Below are 15,361 nucleotides of genomic sequence, written 5' to 3'. Positions count from 1 at the left end.
ATCGAAGGGAATATGGATATGCTGAGATGGTTGGGAGGGCGCGGCGCCAGCGCCGATGAAGTCAGTGCGATGCAGGCACGCATCCCCGAGCCGCTGTGGCAGGACGTGCTGGCGGCACATCCTTTTTTCGCGGCGCTGGACGAGGCCGAGCTGGGGGAACTGCGCGCGCGCGCGGCCTGGCTGCTGGCCAGCAAACAGATCAACGGCGCGGCGGGCCTGGCGCTGACCGACTTCATGCGCCTGTCGATCTGCGCCCAAGCCGCGCTGCCCATCCTCAAGCTGGACCCGCGGCTCTACGAGGGATGGGAGGAGATCATCGTCTATCCCTCGGGCTTCGCCATCCCGCAAAGCGTGCAGGACGAAGACGGCGTGGTGCATGAATACCTCGAAGAAGCCGCCGGGCAGGCCTGGGATGGCGGTCCGGTGGTGCTGTCCTGGGATGACGCGGCCAATGCCGAGGGCGCCTTCAACGTGGTGATCCACGAGTTCGCCCACAAGCTGGATCTCCAGGCCGGCATCGCCGACGGCATGCCCGACCTGGGCGCCCATCCCGATCTGCGCCCGCGCCAATGGCGCCAGATACTGGAGGATTGCCTGGCGCGCTTCTGCCAGGCCCTGGACGAGATCGAGGCAGCCATCCCCGCGGACGTGGATCCCGAGAGCCCCGAGGCCGATGCCTGGTACGGGCAGCTGCCGCTGGATCCCTATGCGGCCAGCGACGAGGCGGAGTTCTTCGCGGTCAGTTCCGAGCATTTTTTCGCCGATCCCTGGGCCCTGGCCGAGACCATGCCGCAATGGTATGCGCTGCTGCGCAGCTACTACCGGCAAGACCCGGTGGCGAGGCTGTCATGAAAGAACTGCTCATCGTCTGGCACTCGCGCACGGGCGCGGCCCGCCAGCTATCCGAAGCAAGCGAAATCGGCGCGCTGAACACCGCCGCGGAACTCGGCCATGACGATGATTTCCGCGTGCGGCGCCTGCAGGCCCATGAGGCGCAGGGACCAGACCTGATCGCCGCCGATGGGTTTCTTTTCTGCGCGCCCGAAAACCTGGCCAGCCTGAGCGGCGAAATGAAGGCCTTCTTCGATCGCAGCTATTACGCGGTCCTGGACCGCCTGGCCGGACGGCCCTACGGCATCGCGGTGAGCGCCGGCAGCGACGGCGAAGGCGCGGTGCGCCAGCTCGAGCGCATCTGCACCGGCTGGCGGCTGGCGCTGATCGCCCCGGCGCTCATCGCGCGCAACGGCGCGCAGACGCCCGAGGCCATTCTGGCTCCGAAGAATCTGGACCAGGACGCCAGGGCACGCGCCGAAGAATTGGGGGGATTGCTTGCGGCCACCCTCTTGCTGGGGGCCACCGCCTGATGCCAGGACGGCACCAGGCGGGCTGCGCACATCAGGCGATGGCGGCGGTCACGACGATCTCGACCTTGTAGTCGGGATTGGCCAGGCGGGCCTCGACGGTGGCGCGCGGGGGCGAGTTGCCGGCCGGCACCCAAGCGTCCCAGGCCTTGTTCATGCCGTCGAATTCCTTCATGTTGGCCACGAAGATCTGGGCCATCAGGATCTTGGTCTTGTCGGTGCCGGCTTCGGCCAACAGGCGGTCGATGGTCGCCAGGACCTGCTCGGTCTGGCCGGTGATGTCCAGAGAGGCGTCGTCGGGCACCTGGCCGGCCAGATAGGCCACGCCGTTGTAGACGGCCATGTCGGACAGGCGCTTTTCAACGTTGAAGCGCTTGATGCTGCTCATAAACTTCCCCTTAGAGGATGGAGATGGAAAAAGATGTCAGGCCGGCGGCAGCTGGAAGACCTGTCGCAGATAGGCCAGATAGGCCGGATCATCGCTCATGGTCTTCTCGGGCGCATCCGAGACCTTGGCAACCGGCTGACCATTGCAGCGGACCATCTTCATCACGATCTGCAAGGGCTGGTGCCCCAGGTCATTGGTGAGATTGGTGCCGATCCCGAACGATACCTTGCAGCGGCCCGCGAACTGGCGGGCGAGCTCGATAGCGCGCGGGAAGGTCAGCGAATCGGAGAATACCAGGGTCTTGGTGCGCGGATCGACGCGATTCTTGCGGTAATGCTCGAGCAAGCGCTCGCCCCAGACGAAGGGGTCGCCGGAATCGTGGCGCGCGCCGTCGAAAAGCTTGCAGAAATACATGTCGAAGTCGCGCAGGAAAGCATCCATGCCATAGACGTCCGACAGCGCGATGCCGAGGTCGCCACGGTACTCCTTGGCCCAGACCTCGAGCGCGAAGACCTGCGAGTCGCGCAGCCGCGGGCCTAGGGCCTGGCAGGCCTGCAGGTATTCGTGCCCCATGGTGCCCAACGGCAGCACGTTGTGCTGCATGGCGAACAGCACATTGCTGGTGCCGGCAAAATGCGGCCCCATCTGGGCCTTCATGGTGGTGACCACTTCTTCGTGCCAGCGCTTGGAGAAGCGGCGCCGCGTGCCGTACTCGGCCACGCGGAAATCGGCCAGCGCCGGGTCGTCCAGCACGAGGTGCATCTTGGACTGCAGGCGCTTGCGGCCCTCCTCCCAGTCGGGGTCGGGCTGCATATTGCGGAAATAGACCTCGTTGACGATAGCCAGCACCGGGATCTCGAACAAGATGGTATGCAGCCAGGGGCCTTTCACGGTGATGGAGATCTCACCCGGCTCCTTGCCCTCGCCGATGGCAATACAGCGCTCCGGCAGATGGAACAAGCCCAGGAAATCGACAAAATCGCTCTTGATGAAGCGCAGGCCGCGAAGATAATCCAGCTCTTCATCGGTGAAACGCAATTGGCACAGCTGGTGCACTTCCTGGCGGATTTCGTCCAGGTAGGGGCGCAGATTCACGCCCGGATTCCGGCATTTGTAGCGGTATTCGACCTGGGCGGCCGGAAAATGGTGCAACACCACCTGCATCATGGAAAACTTATACAGGTCGGTGTCGAGCAGCGAAGTGATAATCATGATGCTTGGGGGCCTATTTGCGGCAACCATAGCATATCGGGCGTTTCCGCCGCCCCGGACACCCTGCCCGCTTCCCGGGTTATCGTGCCCCGCGGCCCCGCTCGGGTAAAATCGAGCAATACAAAGCACCAGCCCCGCCCGATCCGGAGTTATCCAGAATGACCCACGTTGTTACCGAAAACTGTATCAAGTGCAAGTACACCGACTGCGTCGATGTTTGTCCGGTGGACTGTTTTCGGGAAGGTCCGAACTTCCTGGTGATCGACCCGGACGAGTGCATCGACTGCGCGGTCTGCATTCCCGAGTGCCCGGCCAACGCCATCTACGCCGAGGAAGACGTCCCGCAGGATCAGATGAAGTTCATCGCCCTGAACGCCGAGCTTTCCAGCGAATTCGCCAGCATCAGCCGCGCCAAGAAGCCCCTGCCCGATGCCGATCAATGGAACGGCGTGCAGGACAAGCTGCAGCATCTCGAACGTTGAGCCCGCGCGCGACCGCGCCGCGGCCGCGCCCTGCCATGACCGATAGCAAATACACACGCCAGACCGTTACCGATGTCCGCATCTGGGTCCCCGGAAAGCTGCTTTCGCTGCGGCTGACACGGGACCCGCAGTTTGAATTCCTGCCGGGACAGTTTGCCCGCCTCGGCCTGCCGGCCCAGGCCACGCCGGATGCCGAGCCCACGCTCTGGCGCGCCTACTCCATGGTCAGCGCTCCGGGCGAAGATGCGCTGGAGTTCTATTCCATCGTGGTTCCCGAGGGCGAGTTCAGTCCGCGCATGGCCGCGCTGCGTCCGGGCGACGCGCTCTATGTCGAGAAAAAGCCCTTCGGCTTCCTGACCCTGGACCGCTTCGAGCCCGGCGGCTCGCTCTGGCTGCTGGCCTCGGGCACGGGCTTGTCGGCCTATCTGTCCATGCTGCGCGACCCGGCCACCTGGCAGCGTTTCGAGCGCATCGCGCTCGTGCATGGGGTGCGCCAGGCCGATGAGCTCGCCTACCGCGAAGAAATCGAGAACCTGCACCGGCGGCCCGACCTGGCACCGTATTTCGCGCAGCGGCCGGACAAGCTGCGCTATCTGCCCGTGGCCACGCGCCAGGCGCTGCCCGGGGTGCCCCAGGAGCGGCTCACCACGCTATTGGCCGACGGCCGGCTGGAAGCCCTGCTCGACGAGCCGCTGGATCCGTCCCGCGTGAAGATCATGCTTTGCGGCAATCCCGGCCTGCTGGCCGATGCGCGCAAATTGCTCGCCGAACGCGGTTTTGCCCCGGGGCGGCGGGGGATTCCGGGCAATCTGGCGGTCGAAAACTACTGGTAATCGGGGCCAGAACGCTGGCAGCCGGTGCTTTTTCACAACAAACCCCGCTGCCGCCCGCCTTCAAATCAGACATTCGCGAAATACCGTTATAGTCGACGGCAATAATAAGTCACCGGTTCTCTAGGATTCCTGCCAGATGCTGTACGAATTGCACGAAATGCAGCGGGCCTTCCTGCGGCCCCTGGCCGCTTTCACGGACGCGAGCTCGCAACTCTTCTCCAGCCCCTACAGCCCCCTGGCCTACACGCCGCTGTCGCGCCAATTGGCCGCCAGCTGCGAACTGCTGCACCGCATCGGCAAGGAGTACCAGAAACCCGCCTGGGGCCTGGAAAGCACGGCCATCGACGGGCGCGCGGTCAAAGTGGTGGAAGCGGTGGCGCTGGACAAGCCTTTCTGCCGCCTGGTGCATTTCCAGCGCGACCTGCGCCGCACGGCCGCCCGCAAGGACCCCCGCGTGCTCGTGGTCGCCCCGCTGTCAGGCCATCACGCCACGCTGCTGCGCGACACCGTGCGGGCCCTGCTGCCGGCGCACGACGTCTACGTGACGGACTGGGTGGATGCCCGCATGGTCCCGACCTCGGCCGGCCCCTTCCACCTGGACGACTACGTGCGGTATATCCAGGAGTTCATCCGCCATTTGGGCCCCGACCTGCACGTCATCTCGGTCTGCCAGCCCACGGTGCCGGTGCTGGCGGCGATCTCGCTGATGGCCGCCGCCGATGAACCGGTACAACCGCGCAGCATGGTCATGATGGGCGGGCCCATCGATCCGCGCGAATCGCCCACCCAGGTCAACAACCTGGCCACCACCAAGCCCTATTCCTGGTTTGAAACCCAGCTGATCCATGCCGTGCCGCTGAACTACCCCGGCGCCGGCCGCAAGGTCTACCCCGGTTTCCTGCAGCATGCGGGCTTCATGGCCATGAACCCGGACCGCCACCTGAAATCGCACTACGATTTCTACCTGCATCTGCTGCGCGGCGATGACAGCGACGCCGCCGCGCACCGCCGCTTCTATGATGAGTACAACGCGGTGCTCGACATGCCCGCGGAGTTTTATCTCGACACCATACGCACGGTCTTCCAGGAGTTCCAGCTGCCCGAAGGCAGCTGGCAGATCGACGGCGAGCGGGTGCGCCCGCAGGCCATCAAGAAAACCACCCTGCTTACCGTGGAAGGCGAACTGGACGACATCTCCGGCCAAGGCCAGACCCGCGCGGCCATCAAGCTCTGCAGCGGCATTCCCGCGGCGCGCAAGGCGCATTACACGGTCCAAGGCGCGGGGCACTACGGCATCTTCTCGGGCCGGCGCTGGCGCGAACTGGTCTGCCCTAAAATCGCCGAATTCATCCGCCAGTCCTGACGGGTCCCGCAACGCGCTGCCAACGGGCCCGCAGGGCCCGTTTCTCTTTGTATGCCGCTCTCACTCACCGACCGCATCGACGCCGTACTACCGCAGACGCAATGCACGAAATGCGGCTACGACGGCTGCCGACCCTACGCCCAGGCCATGGCCGAGCAGGCCGCGCCGATCAACCGCTGCCCGCCCGGCGGCCAGGAGGGCGTCAAGACGCTCGCCGCCCTGCTGGCCACGGCTGAATTGCCGCTGGACCTCACGCGCGGCGAGCCCGGCCCGCTGCAGGTGGCGCGCATCGACGAGACGCACTGCATAGGCTGTACGCTTTGCATACGCGCCTGTCCGGTGGACGCCATCGTGGGCGCCAACAAGCGCATGCACACCGTGCTGCCGGCGCTGTGCAGCGGCTGCGACCTGTGCGTGGCGCCCTGCCCGGTCGATTGCATCGAGATGGTGCCCGCCGGCCGCGCCTGGACCGAACAGGACGCCCAGGCCGCGCGCCAGCGCCATGCCGACCGCGCGGCCCGGCTGGCGCGCGAAACCGCCGACAATGCCCGCCTCATGGCCCAGGCCCCGGTCCAAGCGCCGGCCGAGCCCCAGCCCTCGGCCCAGGCTGAAGCCCAGAAGCGCTCCGCCATCGAGGCCGCGCTGGCGCGCGCCCGCGCGCGCCGCGGCCAACGTCCTTAATGCAGGGCCCGCCGGCCCGTCGAACCCACCATGAACGCCGCCAAACGACGCGAAATCTTCGAGCGCCTGCGAGCCGCCAACCCGAAGCCGACCACCGAACTGGAATACGAAACGCCGTTCCAGTTACTGATCGCGGTCTTGCTGTCCGCCCAGGCCACGGACAAGTCCGTCAACATCGCCACGCGCAAGTTCTTTCCCCGGCACGGCACGCCGCAGGGCATGGTGGAGTTGGGCGAAGCCGGCCTGACGGCGTTCATCAAGACCATAGGTCTGTTTCGCACCAAGGCCAAGAACGCCATCGCCACCAGCCGCATCATCCTGGAGCAATATGGCGGCCAGGTGCCGCAAAGCCGCGAGGCGCTGCAAGCGCTGCCTGGCGTGGGCCGCAAGACGGCCAATGTGGTCCTCAACACCGCTTTCGGCATGCCTACGATGGCGGTGGACACGCATATTTTCCGTGTCTCGAACCGCACCGGGCTGGCGCCGGGCAAGAATGTGCTGGACGTTGAACTGAAGCTGGAGAAAGTCGTTCCGGCGGAGTTCAAGCAGGACGCCCACCACTGGCTGATCCTGCACGGCCGCTATATCTGCGTGGCGCGCAAACCCAAGTGCCCGCAATGCGGCATCTCGGATCTGTGCGAATTCAAGTCCAAGACGCCTGCCTGATCCTGCCGCCCGGCAACGGAAATCGTTCCGATTGCTGCGTTGCGATGACAGCATGTAACTTCCATTGCCCCTCGCGCCAAGGGCCAATGTCGCCTGGCTGACAATCGCGCATTGCGCAGCGCAAAACCTATGAAAAACCCTCATGGAATTTGAGGGATCAGGTATCGCATACTCGCCGCAACTTCTAGAAAAGCCACGCGGGTACAGCGTAATGGACGATACGATCCTGGAGACAAAAGGGTTGACCAAGGAGTTCCGCGGCTTTGTCGCGGTCAACAACGTCAACCTGCGCGTCAAGCGTGGACAGATCCATGCTCTCATCGGCCCCAACGGCGCCGGCAAGACGACCTGCTTCAATCTGCTGACGAAATTCCTGTCGCCGACCTCCGGCAGCATCCGTTTCAATGGGCAGGACATCACGCGCGAACGGCCGGCCCAGATCGCGCGGCGCGGCGTGATACGCTCGTTTCAGATCTCGGCCGTATTCCCGCATCTCACGGTGCTCGAAAACGTGCGCCTGGGCCTGCAGCGCAAGACCGGGCTGTCTTATCACTTCTGGCGCAGCGAACGCGGTCTGCACTACCTCAATGAACCGGCGCGCGCGCTGCTCGAAGAGGTCGACCTCGGCGGCTTCGCCGATGAGGTCACGGTCAATCTTCCCTACGGCCGCAAGCGCGCGCTGGAGATCGCCACCACGCTGGCCATGGAGCCGGAACTCATGCTGCTGGACGAACCCACGCAGGGCATGGGCCACGAGGATGTGGACCGCGTCACCCAGCTCATCAAGCGCGTGAGCGCGGGCCGCACCATTCTCATGGTGGAGCACAACATGAACGTGGTGTCGTCCATCGCCGACACCATCACCGTGCTGGCCCGCGGAGCCGTCCTGGCCGAAGGCCCCTATGCGGAGGTATCGCGGCATCCGGCCGTCATGCAGGCCTACATGGGCACGACGGAAGGCGAACTGCAAGGAGCCCATGCATGAGCTCGCCCGCGCTGGAAATCAACAATCTGCAGGCCTGGTATGGCGAATCGCACATCCTGCACGGCGTCAACCTGAGCGTCTCGCAGGGCGAGGTCGTCACGCTGCTGGGGCGCAATGGCGCCGGCCGCACGACCACGCTGCGGGCCATCCTGGGGCTGACCGGATCGCGCAGCGGCTCGGTGCGCATCCATGGCACCGAGGCCATCGACCTGCCCACCTACCGGATCGCGCATCTGGGCGTGGGCTATTGCCCCGAAGAGCGGGGCATCTTCGCCAGCCTGTCGTGCGAAGAAAACCTGCTCCTGCCTCCGCCGGTGGGCGCGCTGGGCGGTGGCATGTCGCTGGCCGAGATCTACGAAATGTTCCCCAACCTGCATGAGCGCCGTCACTCTCCCGGCACGCGCCTGTCGGGCGGGGAGCAGCAGATGCTGGCCGTGGCCCGCATCCTGCGCACCGGCGCCAACCTGCTGCTGCTCGATGAAATCTCCGAGGGCCTGGCCCCGGTCATCGTGCAGGCGCTCGCGCGCATGATCACCGCCCTCAAGGCGCGCGGCTACACCATTGTCATGGTCGAACAGAATTTCCGCTTTGCCGCCCCGCTGGCCGATCGTTTCTACGTCATGGAACACGGCCAGATCGTCGAACACTTCGGCGCGGCCGAACTGCCTGAGAAACAGGACACGCTCAACGAATTGTTGGGCGTCTGAGAACACCTGTCCCCCACCGGCCCGCCCGGTTCCACCACAGGAAGAGGAGTCATCCCATGAAGTTGCACACCATCACTGCTGCACTGGCCTTCGCCGGCCTGGGAATCACCGGGCTACCCGCCCAGGCTCAAGGCATTTCCGATGACGTCATACGCATCGGCTTCATCACCGACATGTCGGGGGTGTACTCGGACATTGACGGCAAGGCTGGCGTCGAAGCCATCCGCATGGCCATCGAGGACGCGGGCGGCAACATCAATGGCAAGAAGATCGAGCTGCTGTCGGCCGACCACCAGAACAAGGCGGACGTCGCTTCGGCACGCGCGCGCGAGTGGTTCGACCAGCAGAAGGTGGACGTGCTGATCGGCGGCACCAACTCGGCCACCAGCCTGGCCATGGCGCAGGTCGCCGCCGAGAAGAAAAAACCCTTCATCGCCATCGGCGCCGGGGCCTCGGACCTGACCAACGCCCAGTGCTCGCCCTATACGGTGCACTACGCCTACGACACGGTGGCGCTGGCGCGCGGCACGGGCTCGGCGGTGGTGAAGGATGGCGGCAAGACCTGGTTCTTCCTGACGGCCGACTATGCCTTCGGCCATGCGCTGGAGCGCGACACCGCCAACGTGGTCAAGGCCTCGGGCGGCGAGGTCAAGGGCCAGGTCCGCGCCCCGCTGGGCGCCTCGGACTTCTCGTCCTTCCTGTTGCAGGCGCAGAGCTCCAAGGCCCAGATCCTGGGCCTTGCCAACGCCGGCGGCGACACCATCAACTCGATCAAGGCCGCCAACGAATTCGGCATCACCAGCACCATGAAGATGGCCGGCCTGCTCGTCTTCATCAACGACATCCATTCGCTGGGCCTGGAAGCCACCAAGGGCATGTACCTGACCGACGGCTGGTACTGGGATCAATCCGACGCCTCGCGCGCCTGGTCCAAGAAGTTCGAAGCCAAGATCAACCGCAAGCCCTCCATGCTGCAGGCGGCCGATTACTCGGCCGTGAGCTTCTACCTCAACGGCGTGAAGGCCACCGGCACCGACGATGCCGACACCCTCATGAAATGGATGAAGTCGAACAAGATCAACGACTTCTTCGCCCAGGGCGGCTTTGTGCGCGAAGACGGCCGCATGATCCACGACATGTATCTCATGCAGGTCAAGACGCCCGCCGAGTCCAAGGCCCCCTGGGACTATTACAAGGTGGTGGCCACGCTGCCCGGCAACGAGGTCTACACCAAGCTGTCCGAATCGACCTGCAAGCTGGTCAAGAAGTAAACCGTCCCTCCCAAGCGCGGCCTTGCCTGACCGGCAGGGCCGCGCCGCTCATCGCAACGATTACCATCGCTCGCGCAGGACTCTTACAAGATGACTGATATTTTCGGCATCCCCATACAGGCATTGCTAGGGCAACTGCTGCTCGGTCTGGTCAACGGTTCCTTCTATGCCATGCTCTCGCTGGGGCTGGCGGTCATTTTCGGCCTGCTCAACGTCATCAATTTCGCCCATGGCGCGCTCTATATGCTGGGCGCCTTCCTGGCCTGGATGGGCCTGAGCTATCTGGGCCTGAACTACTGGGTCATGCTGGTCGTCGCGCCGCTGGTGGTGGGCTTGTTCGGCATCGTCATCGAGCGCCTGCTGCTGCGCCACCTCTACAAGCTGGATCATCTCTACGGCCTGCTGCTGACCTTCGGGCTGACACTGCTGATCGAAGGGCTATTCCGCAGCGTCTATGGCGTCTCGGGACAGCCCTACCCGACGCCGGAGCTGCTGCGCGGCGCCACGAATCTCGGTTTCATGATCCTGCCCATCTACCGGGGCTGGGTGGTGGTCGCCTCCATCGTGGTCTGCCTGGCCACCTGGTTCGTCATCGAACGCACGCGCCTGGGCGCCCTGCTGCGCGCCGGCACCGAGAATCCCCGCCTGGTCGAAGCCTTTGGCGTGAACGTCCCGCGCATGGTCATGCTGACCTATGGATTCGGCGTGGCGCTGGCCGGGTTCGCGGGCGTGCTGGCCGCGCCGGTGCTGCAAATCTCTCCGCTGATGGGCTCCAACCTCATCATCGTGGTGTTCGCCGTGGTCGTGATCGGCGGCATGGGCTCGATCATGGGCGCCATCGTCACCGGCCTGGGGCTGGGCGTGATAGAGGGCCTGACCAAGGTGTTCTGGCCCGAAGCCTCGAGCACCGTCGTTTTCATCATCATGGCCATCGTGCTCCTGCTGCGCCCGGCCGGGCTGTTTGGAAAAGAGAAATGAACCGTCAACTTCTGGGCTATCTCGCCGCCGCGATCATCGTGGGCGCCTTGCCGTTCCTGGGCGTCTATCCGATCTTCGCCATGAAGGTGATGTGCTATGCGCTGTTTGCCTGCGCCTTCAACCTGCTGCTGGGCTACACGGGGCTGCTGTCCTTCGGCCATGCGGCCTTCCTGGGCAGCGCGGCCTATGCCGCCGGCCAGGCCCTGAAGGTCTGGGGCTGGCCCACCGAGCTCGGGCTGCTTTTCGGGGTATTGACCGCCGCCTTGCTGGGCCTGGTGATCGGCGCCCTGGCCATCCGCCGCAGCGGCATCTATTTCGCCATGATCACGCTGGCCCTGGCGCAGATGGTGTTCTTCTTCTTTCTGCAGGCCAAGTTCACCGGCGGCGAAGACGGCCTGCAAGGCGTGCCGCGCGGCAAGCTGCTGGGCATGATAGACCTGTCGCAGGATATCAACCTCTACTACCTGGTGATGGCTATCTTCGCCATCGGCTATTTCATCATCTGGCGCGCGGTGCATTCGCCCTTCGGCCAGGTGCTCAAGGGCCTGCGCGAGAATGAGCCGCGCGCCATTTCCCTGGGCTATGACACCGACCGCTTCAAGCTGCTGGCCTTCGTGCTGTCGGCCGCCATCGCCGGGCTGGCCGGCGCCACCAAGACCCTGGTCTTCGTGTCGGCCACGCTTTCGGACGCCACATGGCAGATGTCCGGCCTGGTCATCCTCATGACCCTGATCGGCGGCCTGGGGACACTCACCGGCCCCATTATCGGTGCCTTCGTGGTGGTGTTGCTGGAAAACAAAGTCGGAGACTTTGGCCAGTTCATGGCCAATCTGACAGGAGTAGACTGGTTCCTGCGCCTGGGCGAATCGGTCACCATCGTCATCGGCCTGATCTTCGTGATCTGCGTCATGGCCTTCCGACGCGGCCTGGTGGGCGAATTCAGCGCCTGGCTGGAGCGGCGCCGCGCCGCGCGCGCCTGATACACAGCACCCGAGCGCCGCGCCCGCCTGACCGCGGGCGGGGCGCCTTGCACAAGACTGGCGGAGGAAGGGGCAATGAGCACCCTGTCGCATGACGACGAAGCGATGGCCGAGCTGTACCGCCGCGATCCGGGGCTGGCGCTGGAGCATCTCAATGCCCTGCTGGAAAACGGCGACCAGGCCCGGCTGCTGACCGTGCTGCGCCATCTGACGCACGCTTTCGGGGGCATGCAGGCGGTCGCCCAGCAAGCCCAGCTCAACACCACCCAGCTCTATCGCACGCTCTCGCCCAAGGGCAATCCAGCCCTCAGCAGCCTGCTGGCCATCCTGCGCGCCATGGGACTGAGGCTGGCGCTGAAATCCCCGCCCGACGCCTGAAGCCCCCGTCCCTGGGCAACCGCCCGCGACTGAAGGACCGACTCAAGATGGACGCCCTATTCTGGTATCACGGCCAGTGGTTGACCGAAAACCCCAAGCTGCTCGGCCCGGCCGATCATGCCTTCTGGATGGCAAGCATGGTGTTCGACGGCGCGCGCGCCTTTCGCGGACTGACGCCCGACCTCGACCTGCACTGCCAGCGCGTCGTGCGCTCGGCTGAGCGCATGCTCATGAAGCCGGCGCTCAGCGCCACCGAGATCGAAACCCTGTGCCGCGAAGCCATCGCGCGTTTTCCGGCAGGCACCGAGCTCTATATCAAGCCCATGTTCTACTGCGCCGACGGTTTCCTGCTGCCGGACGCGCAAAAGACGCAGTTCGTGCTGCACGTCTTCCAGGCGGCGATGCCCGGCACGCAGGGCTTCTCGGCCTGCTTCTCTCCTTACGCGCGCTGCTGGCCCAACATGGCGCCGACCGACGCCAAGGCCTCCTGCCTCTATCCCAACGGGCAGCGCGCCATCGCCGACGCGGCGGCGCGCGGTTTCGACAATGCCATCATGTGCGATGGCGACGGCCATGTGGCGGAGTTCGCCTCCAGCAATCTCTGGATCGCCAAGGACGGCGTGGTGTCCACGCCCGTGCCCAATGGCACCTTCCTGAACGGCATCACCCGCCAGCGCGTGCTCGCCTTGCTGCGCGCCGACGGCGTGGACGTCCAGGAGCGCAGCCTGAACCGGGCCGATATCGAGCAGGCCGATGAAGTCTTCTCCACCGGCAATTACGGCAAGGTGGTGCACGCCAACCGCGTGGAGGCGCGCGAACTGCCGTATGGCCCCATGGCCCGGCGCGCCCATCAGCTGTATATGTCTTACGCCGAAGGCAGCGCCTGAGCGCCTCACCTGTTTGTCAGGCGGGGCGCGGTATGCTGGCCGTCGCGCGCCGGGCCTGGTGGCGCGCCTGACGGAGACCGGCCATGAAGACCCGACGTGATTTCCTGCGCAGTACGGCCATGGCAGGCACTGCCCTGGGCCTGTTTCCCGGCGTCATTCGGCGGGCGTTGGCCATCGAGCCGCGCCGCCGCAGCGGCACCATCGAGGACGTCGAGCATATCGTCGTCTTCATGCAGGAGAATCGCTCCTTCGACCATTATTTCGGCACCCTGGCCGGCGTGCGCGGCTTTGGCGACCGCTTTCCCATCCCCGTGCCCGACCACGAGGGCCGCCGCAATGCCACGGTCTGGAATCAGCTCAACGATGAAGGCGCACCGCGCGTCCTGAGGCCTTTCCGCCTGGACACCGAGCGCACCTTCGAGCTGATGCGCGTCAAGGGCACTCCCCATACCTGGTCCAATGCCCAGGATGCCTGGGACATGGGGCGCATGCACCGCTGGCCGGTATTCAAGCGCGACCATTCGATGGCTTATTTCGCCCAGGCCGACCTGCCCTTCCAGTTCGCCCTGGCCCAGGCCTTCACCGTCTGCGATGCCTATCACTGTTCGTTCATGGGCGGCACCAACACCAACCGGCTGTTCGCCTGGAGCGGCAGCAACGATGGCCTGGGCCGCGGACATGGCCCGGCGTTGGGCAATACCTATAACAAGCTATCGGGCGGAGATCCGGCAGGCGCCTATACCTGGACGACCTATCCGGAACGCCTGGAGCGCGCCGGCATCAGCTGGCGCATCTACCAGGACATGAAAGACAACTATTCGCTCAATCCGACCGCGGGCTTCAAGGCCTATCGCGATGCCTATCAGGGCCTGCCCGGCGCCCTGGCCGCCCTCAAGCGCGAAGCCCTGACCACCCATAGCCTGGAAAGCCTGGAGGCGGACGTGCGCGCCGGCCGGCTGCCGCAGGTCTCCTGGATCTGCGCGACCAAGGCGGGCTCCGAGCACCCCAGCCCGTCGAGCCCGGCCCAGGGCGCCGACTACACCGCGCGCGTGCTGCACGCGCTGACCGCAGACCCCGACGTCTGGAGCAAGACGGTGCTGCTGCTCATGTTCGACGAGAACGACGGTTTCTTTGATCACATGCCGCCGCCCGCGCCGCCCTCGCGGGACCCGGGACAAGCGCATGCGCAGCTGGCGGGCGCTTCCACGGTGGACACCACGGGCGAATATCACGAGATCGTCACTGGCGTGGAGCAGGATGATTTTCCGCGATTGCGCGGCAGCCCCTATGGCCTGGGACCGCGCGTGCCCATGTACGTCATCTCGCCCTGGACCCGGGGAGGCTGGGTCAACTCGGAGGTCTTCGACCACACGTCCATCCTGCGCTTCATCGAGCGGCGCTTCGGCGTGGCCGAGACGAATATCTCGGCCTGGCGCCGCGCGGTCTGCGGCGACCTGACTTCCATCTTCGATTTCCGCGTCGAACCGGCTACCCCGCCATCCGGCCTGCCGCCCACCGAAGCCCCGGCCCGGCGCGCTGCCGGCCTGGCCGGGACGACCTTGCCGCTGCCGCCGCCCGAGGCGCCGCCGGCAAGCCAGCAGGCCGGCACGCGGCCCTCCCGCCCCCTACCCTACGCCTTGCATGTGCGCGAGCGCCTGAGCACGCGCGGCATCGAGCTGGAATTCATCAATGACGGCCGCGCCGGGGCTGTCTTTCACGTCTACGACCGCTTGCATTTGGAGGGCCCGCCGCGCCGCTACACCGTCGAGCCGGGCAAGCGCTTGCGCGACGTCTGGGCGCAGGGCCGCCACGATCTCTGGATATTGGGGCCCAATGGCTATCACTGGCGCTACGCCGGCCGCATGGCCGTCCATGTCCGGCTGGCCTATCTGCCCGAGGCTGGGATGCTGCGGCTTAGCGCCATCAACGGTGATACCCGGCCCCGCCGCCTGCGGCTGGCCGGCAGCACCTACGGGGACCTGGCGCAGCAGACGCTGCGCCTGGCCCCGGGCGAAGAAGCCTCCCTGCAATGGAGCGTGGCGGCAGCGGGCCGCTGGTACGACGTGGAGATCGACAGCCCGGACGACGCGGACTTCTATCGCCGGCTGGCCGGCCGCATGGAGAACGGCCAGCCGTCCGTGTCGGACCCCGCCATGGGCGGGCCGCTGCGCCTGACGATATGAGCCGCC

17 protein-coding genes are annotated in these 15,361 nt (G+C 65.5%); 15 read left to right on the top strand and 2 right to left on the bottom strand.

From position 1 onward, the window contains the following. Positions 1-18 precede the first annotated feature (18 nt). Positions 19-852 carry a M90 family metallopeptidase gene (locus AXA74_RS09650; protein ID WP_029578725.1) on the top strand — a complete coding sequence of 278 codons (834 nt, stop codon included), beginning with the start codon at positions 19-21 and terminating at the stop codon, positions 850-852. Further along, positions 849-1,364 carry a flavodoxin family protein gene (locus AXA74_RS09645; RefSeq protein ID WP_029578726.1) on the top strand — a complete coding sequence of 172 codons (516 nt, stop codon included), beginning with the start codon at positions 849-851 and terminating at the stop codon, positions 1,362-1,364. The genes AXA74_RS09650 and AXA74_RS09645 overlap by 4 nt, the downstream gene beginning before the upstream one ends. A 31-nt stretch (positions 1,365-1,395) precedes the next feature. On the opposite strand, the gene AXA74_RS09640 is transcribed toward AXA74_RS09645, so the two are convergent. Both AXA74_RS09640 and pncB read right to left on the bottom strand, forming a co-directional pair. Beyond that, the gene (locus AXA74_RS09640; protein ID WP_029578727.1) at positions 1,396-1,749 is read right to left on the bottom strand and encodes a RidA family protein; all 354 of its coding nucleotides are present in this window, start codon (positions 1,747-1,749) and stop codon (positions 1,396-1,398) included. Between the two features lie 36 nt (positions 1,750-1,785). Further along, complete coding sequence (gene pncB, locus AXA74_RS09635) at positions 1,786-2,961, bottom strand: nicotinate phosphoribosyltransferase (RefSeq protein ID WP_032957276.1); 1,176 nt, start codon at positions 2,959-2,961, stop codon at positions 1,786-1,788. A 158-nt stretch (positions 2,962-3,119) separates the two neighbouring features. Between pncB and fdxA the strand changes: the two genes are divergently transcribed. The 13 genes from fdxA to AXA74_RS09570 all read left to right on the top strand — a co-directional run bounded on the left by fdxA (position 3,120) and on the right by AXA74_RS09570 (position 15,355). After that, a complete protein-coding gene (fdxA, locus tag AXA74_RS09630) occupies positions 3,120-3,443 on the top strand; it encodes a ferredoxin FdxA (protein ID WP_029578729.1) in 324 nt (107 codons plus the stop codon). 35 nt (positions 3,444-3,478) lie between these two features. Beyond that, complete coding sequence (locus AXA74_RS09625) at positions 3,479-4,276, top strand: ferredoxin--NADP reductase (protein WP_029578730.1); 798 nt, start codon at positions 3,479-3,481, stop codon at positions 4,274-4,276. A 136-nt stretch (positions 4,277-4,412) separates the two neighbouring features. Continuing rightward, on the top strand, positions 4,413-5,639 hold the full coding sequence (locus tag AXA74_RS09620; RefSeq protein ID WP_029578731.1) for a polyhydroxyalkanoate depolymerase: 1,227 nt from the start codon (positions 4,413-4,415) through the stop codon (positions 5,637-5,639). 51 nt (positions 5,640-5,690) lie between these two features. After that, positions 5,691-6,320 carry an electron transport complex subunit RsxB gene (gene rsxB, locus AXA74_RS09615; RefSeq protein ID WP_029578732.1) on the top strand — a complete coding sequence of 210 codons (630 nt, stop codon included), beginning with the start codon at positions 5,691-5,693 and terminating at the stop codon, positions 6,318-6,320. A 30-nt stretch (positions 6,321-6,350) separates the two neighbouring features. After that, complete coding sequence (gene nth, locus AXA74_RS09610) at positions 6,351-6,986, top strand: endonuclease III (RefSeq protein WP_029578733.1); 636 nt, start codon at positions 6,351-6,353, stop codon at positions 6,984-6,986. 211 nt (positions 6,987-7,197) lie between these two features. Beyond that, a complete protein-coding gene (locus AXA74_RS09605) occupies positions 7,198-7,971 on the top strand; it encodes an ABC transporter ATP-binding protein (protein WP_029578734.1) in 774 nt (257 codons plus the stop codon). Beyond that, positions 7,968-8,678: an ABC transporter ATP-binding protein gene (locus AXA74_RS09600; RefSeq protein WP_029578735.1), complete on the top strand. Its 711-nt coding sequence runs from the start codon at positions 7,968-7,970 to the stop codon at positions 8,676-8,678. The genes AXA74_RS09605 and AXA74_RS09600 overlap by 4 nt, the downstream gene beginning before the upstream one ends. A 56-nt stretch (positions 8,679-8,734) precedes the next feature. After that, a complete protein-coding gene (locus AXA74_RS09595) occupies positions 8,735-9,949 on the top strand; it encodes an ABC transporter substrate-binding protein (protein ID WP_029578736.1) in 1,215 nt (404 codons plus the stop codon). Between the two features lie 90 nt (positions 9,950-10,039). Next, on the top strand, positions 10,040-10,927 hold the full coding sequence (locus tag AXA74_RS09590; RefSeq protein WP_029578737.1) for a branched-chain amino acid ABC transporter permease: 888 nt from the start codon (positions 10,040-10,042) through the stop codon (positions 10,925-10,927). Next, entirely contained in the window at positions 10,924-11,907 is a 984-nt protein-coding gene (locus AXA74_RS09585) for a branched-chain amino acid ABC transporter permease (protein WP_029578738.1), read from the top strand. Before AXA74_RS09590 ends, AXA74_RS09585 begins: the two co-directional genes overlap by 4 nt. A 105-nt stretch (positions 11,908-12,012) precedes the next feature. Then, positions 12,013-12,285, top strand: coding sequence for a helix-turn-helix domain-containing transcriptional regulator (locus tag AXA74_RS09580; RefSeq protein ID WP_370736556.1), 273 nt, complete (start codon positions 12,013-12,015; stop codon positions 12,283-12,285). 47 nt (positions 12,286-12,332) lie between these two features. After that, positions 12,333-13,172 carry a branched-chain amino acid aminotransferase gene (locus AXA74_RS09575; protein ID WP_029578739.1) on the top strand — a complete coding sequence of 280 codons (840 nt, stop codon included), beginning with the start codon at positions 12,333-12,335 and terminating at the stop codon, positions 13,170-13,172. Between the two features lie 83 nt (positions 13,173-13,255). Continuing rightward, on the top strand, positions 13,256-15,355 hold the full coding sequence (locus tag AXA74_RS09570) for a phosphocholine-specific phospholipase C (protein ID WP_032978311.1): 2,100 nt from the start codon (positions 13,256-13,258) through the stop codon (positions 15,353-15,355). Positions 15,356-15,361: the final 6 nt, after the last annotated feature.

It is taken from the genome of Bordetella hinzii LMG 13501 (assembly GCF_001548475.1).
Lineage (GTDB): Bacteria > Pseudomonadota > Gammaproteobacteria > Burkholderiales > Burkholderiaceae_B > Bordetella > Bordetella hinzii.
The sequence above is the reverse complement of the archived record's forward strand: the minus strand, read 5'-3'. Positions and strand labels throughout refer to the sequence as shown.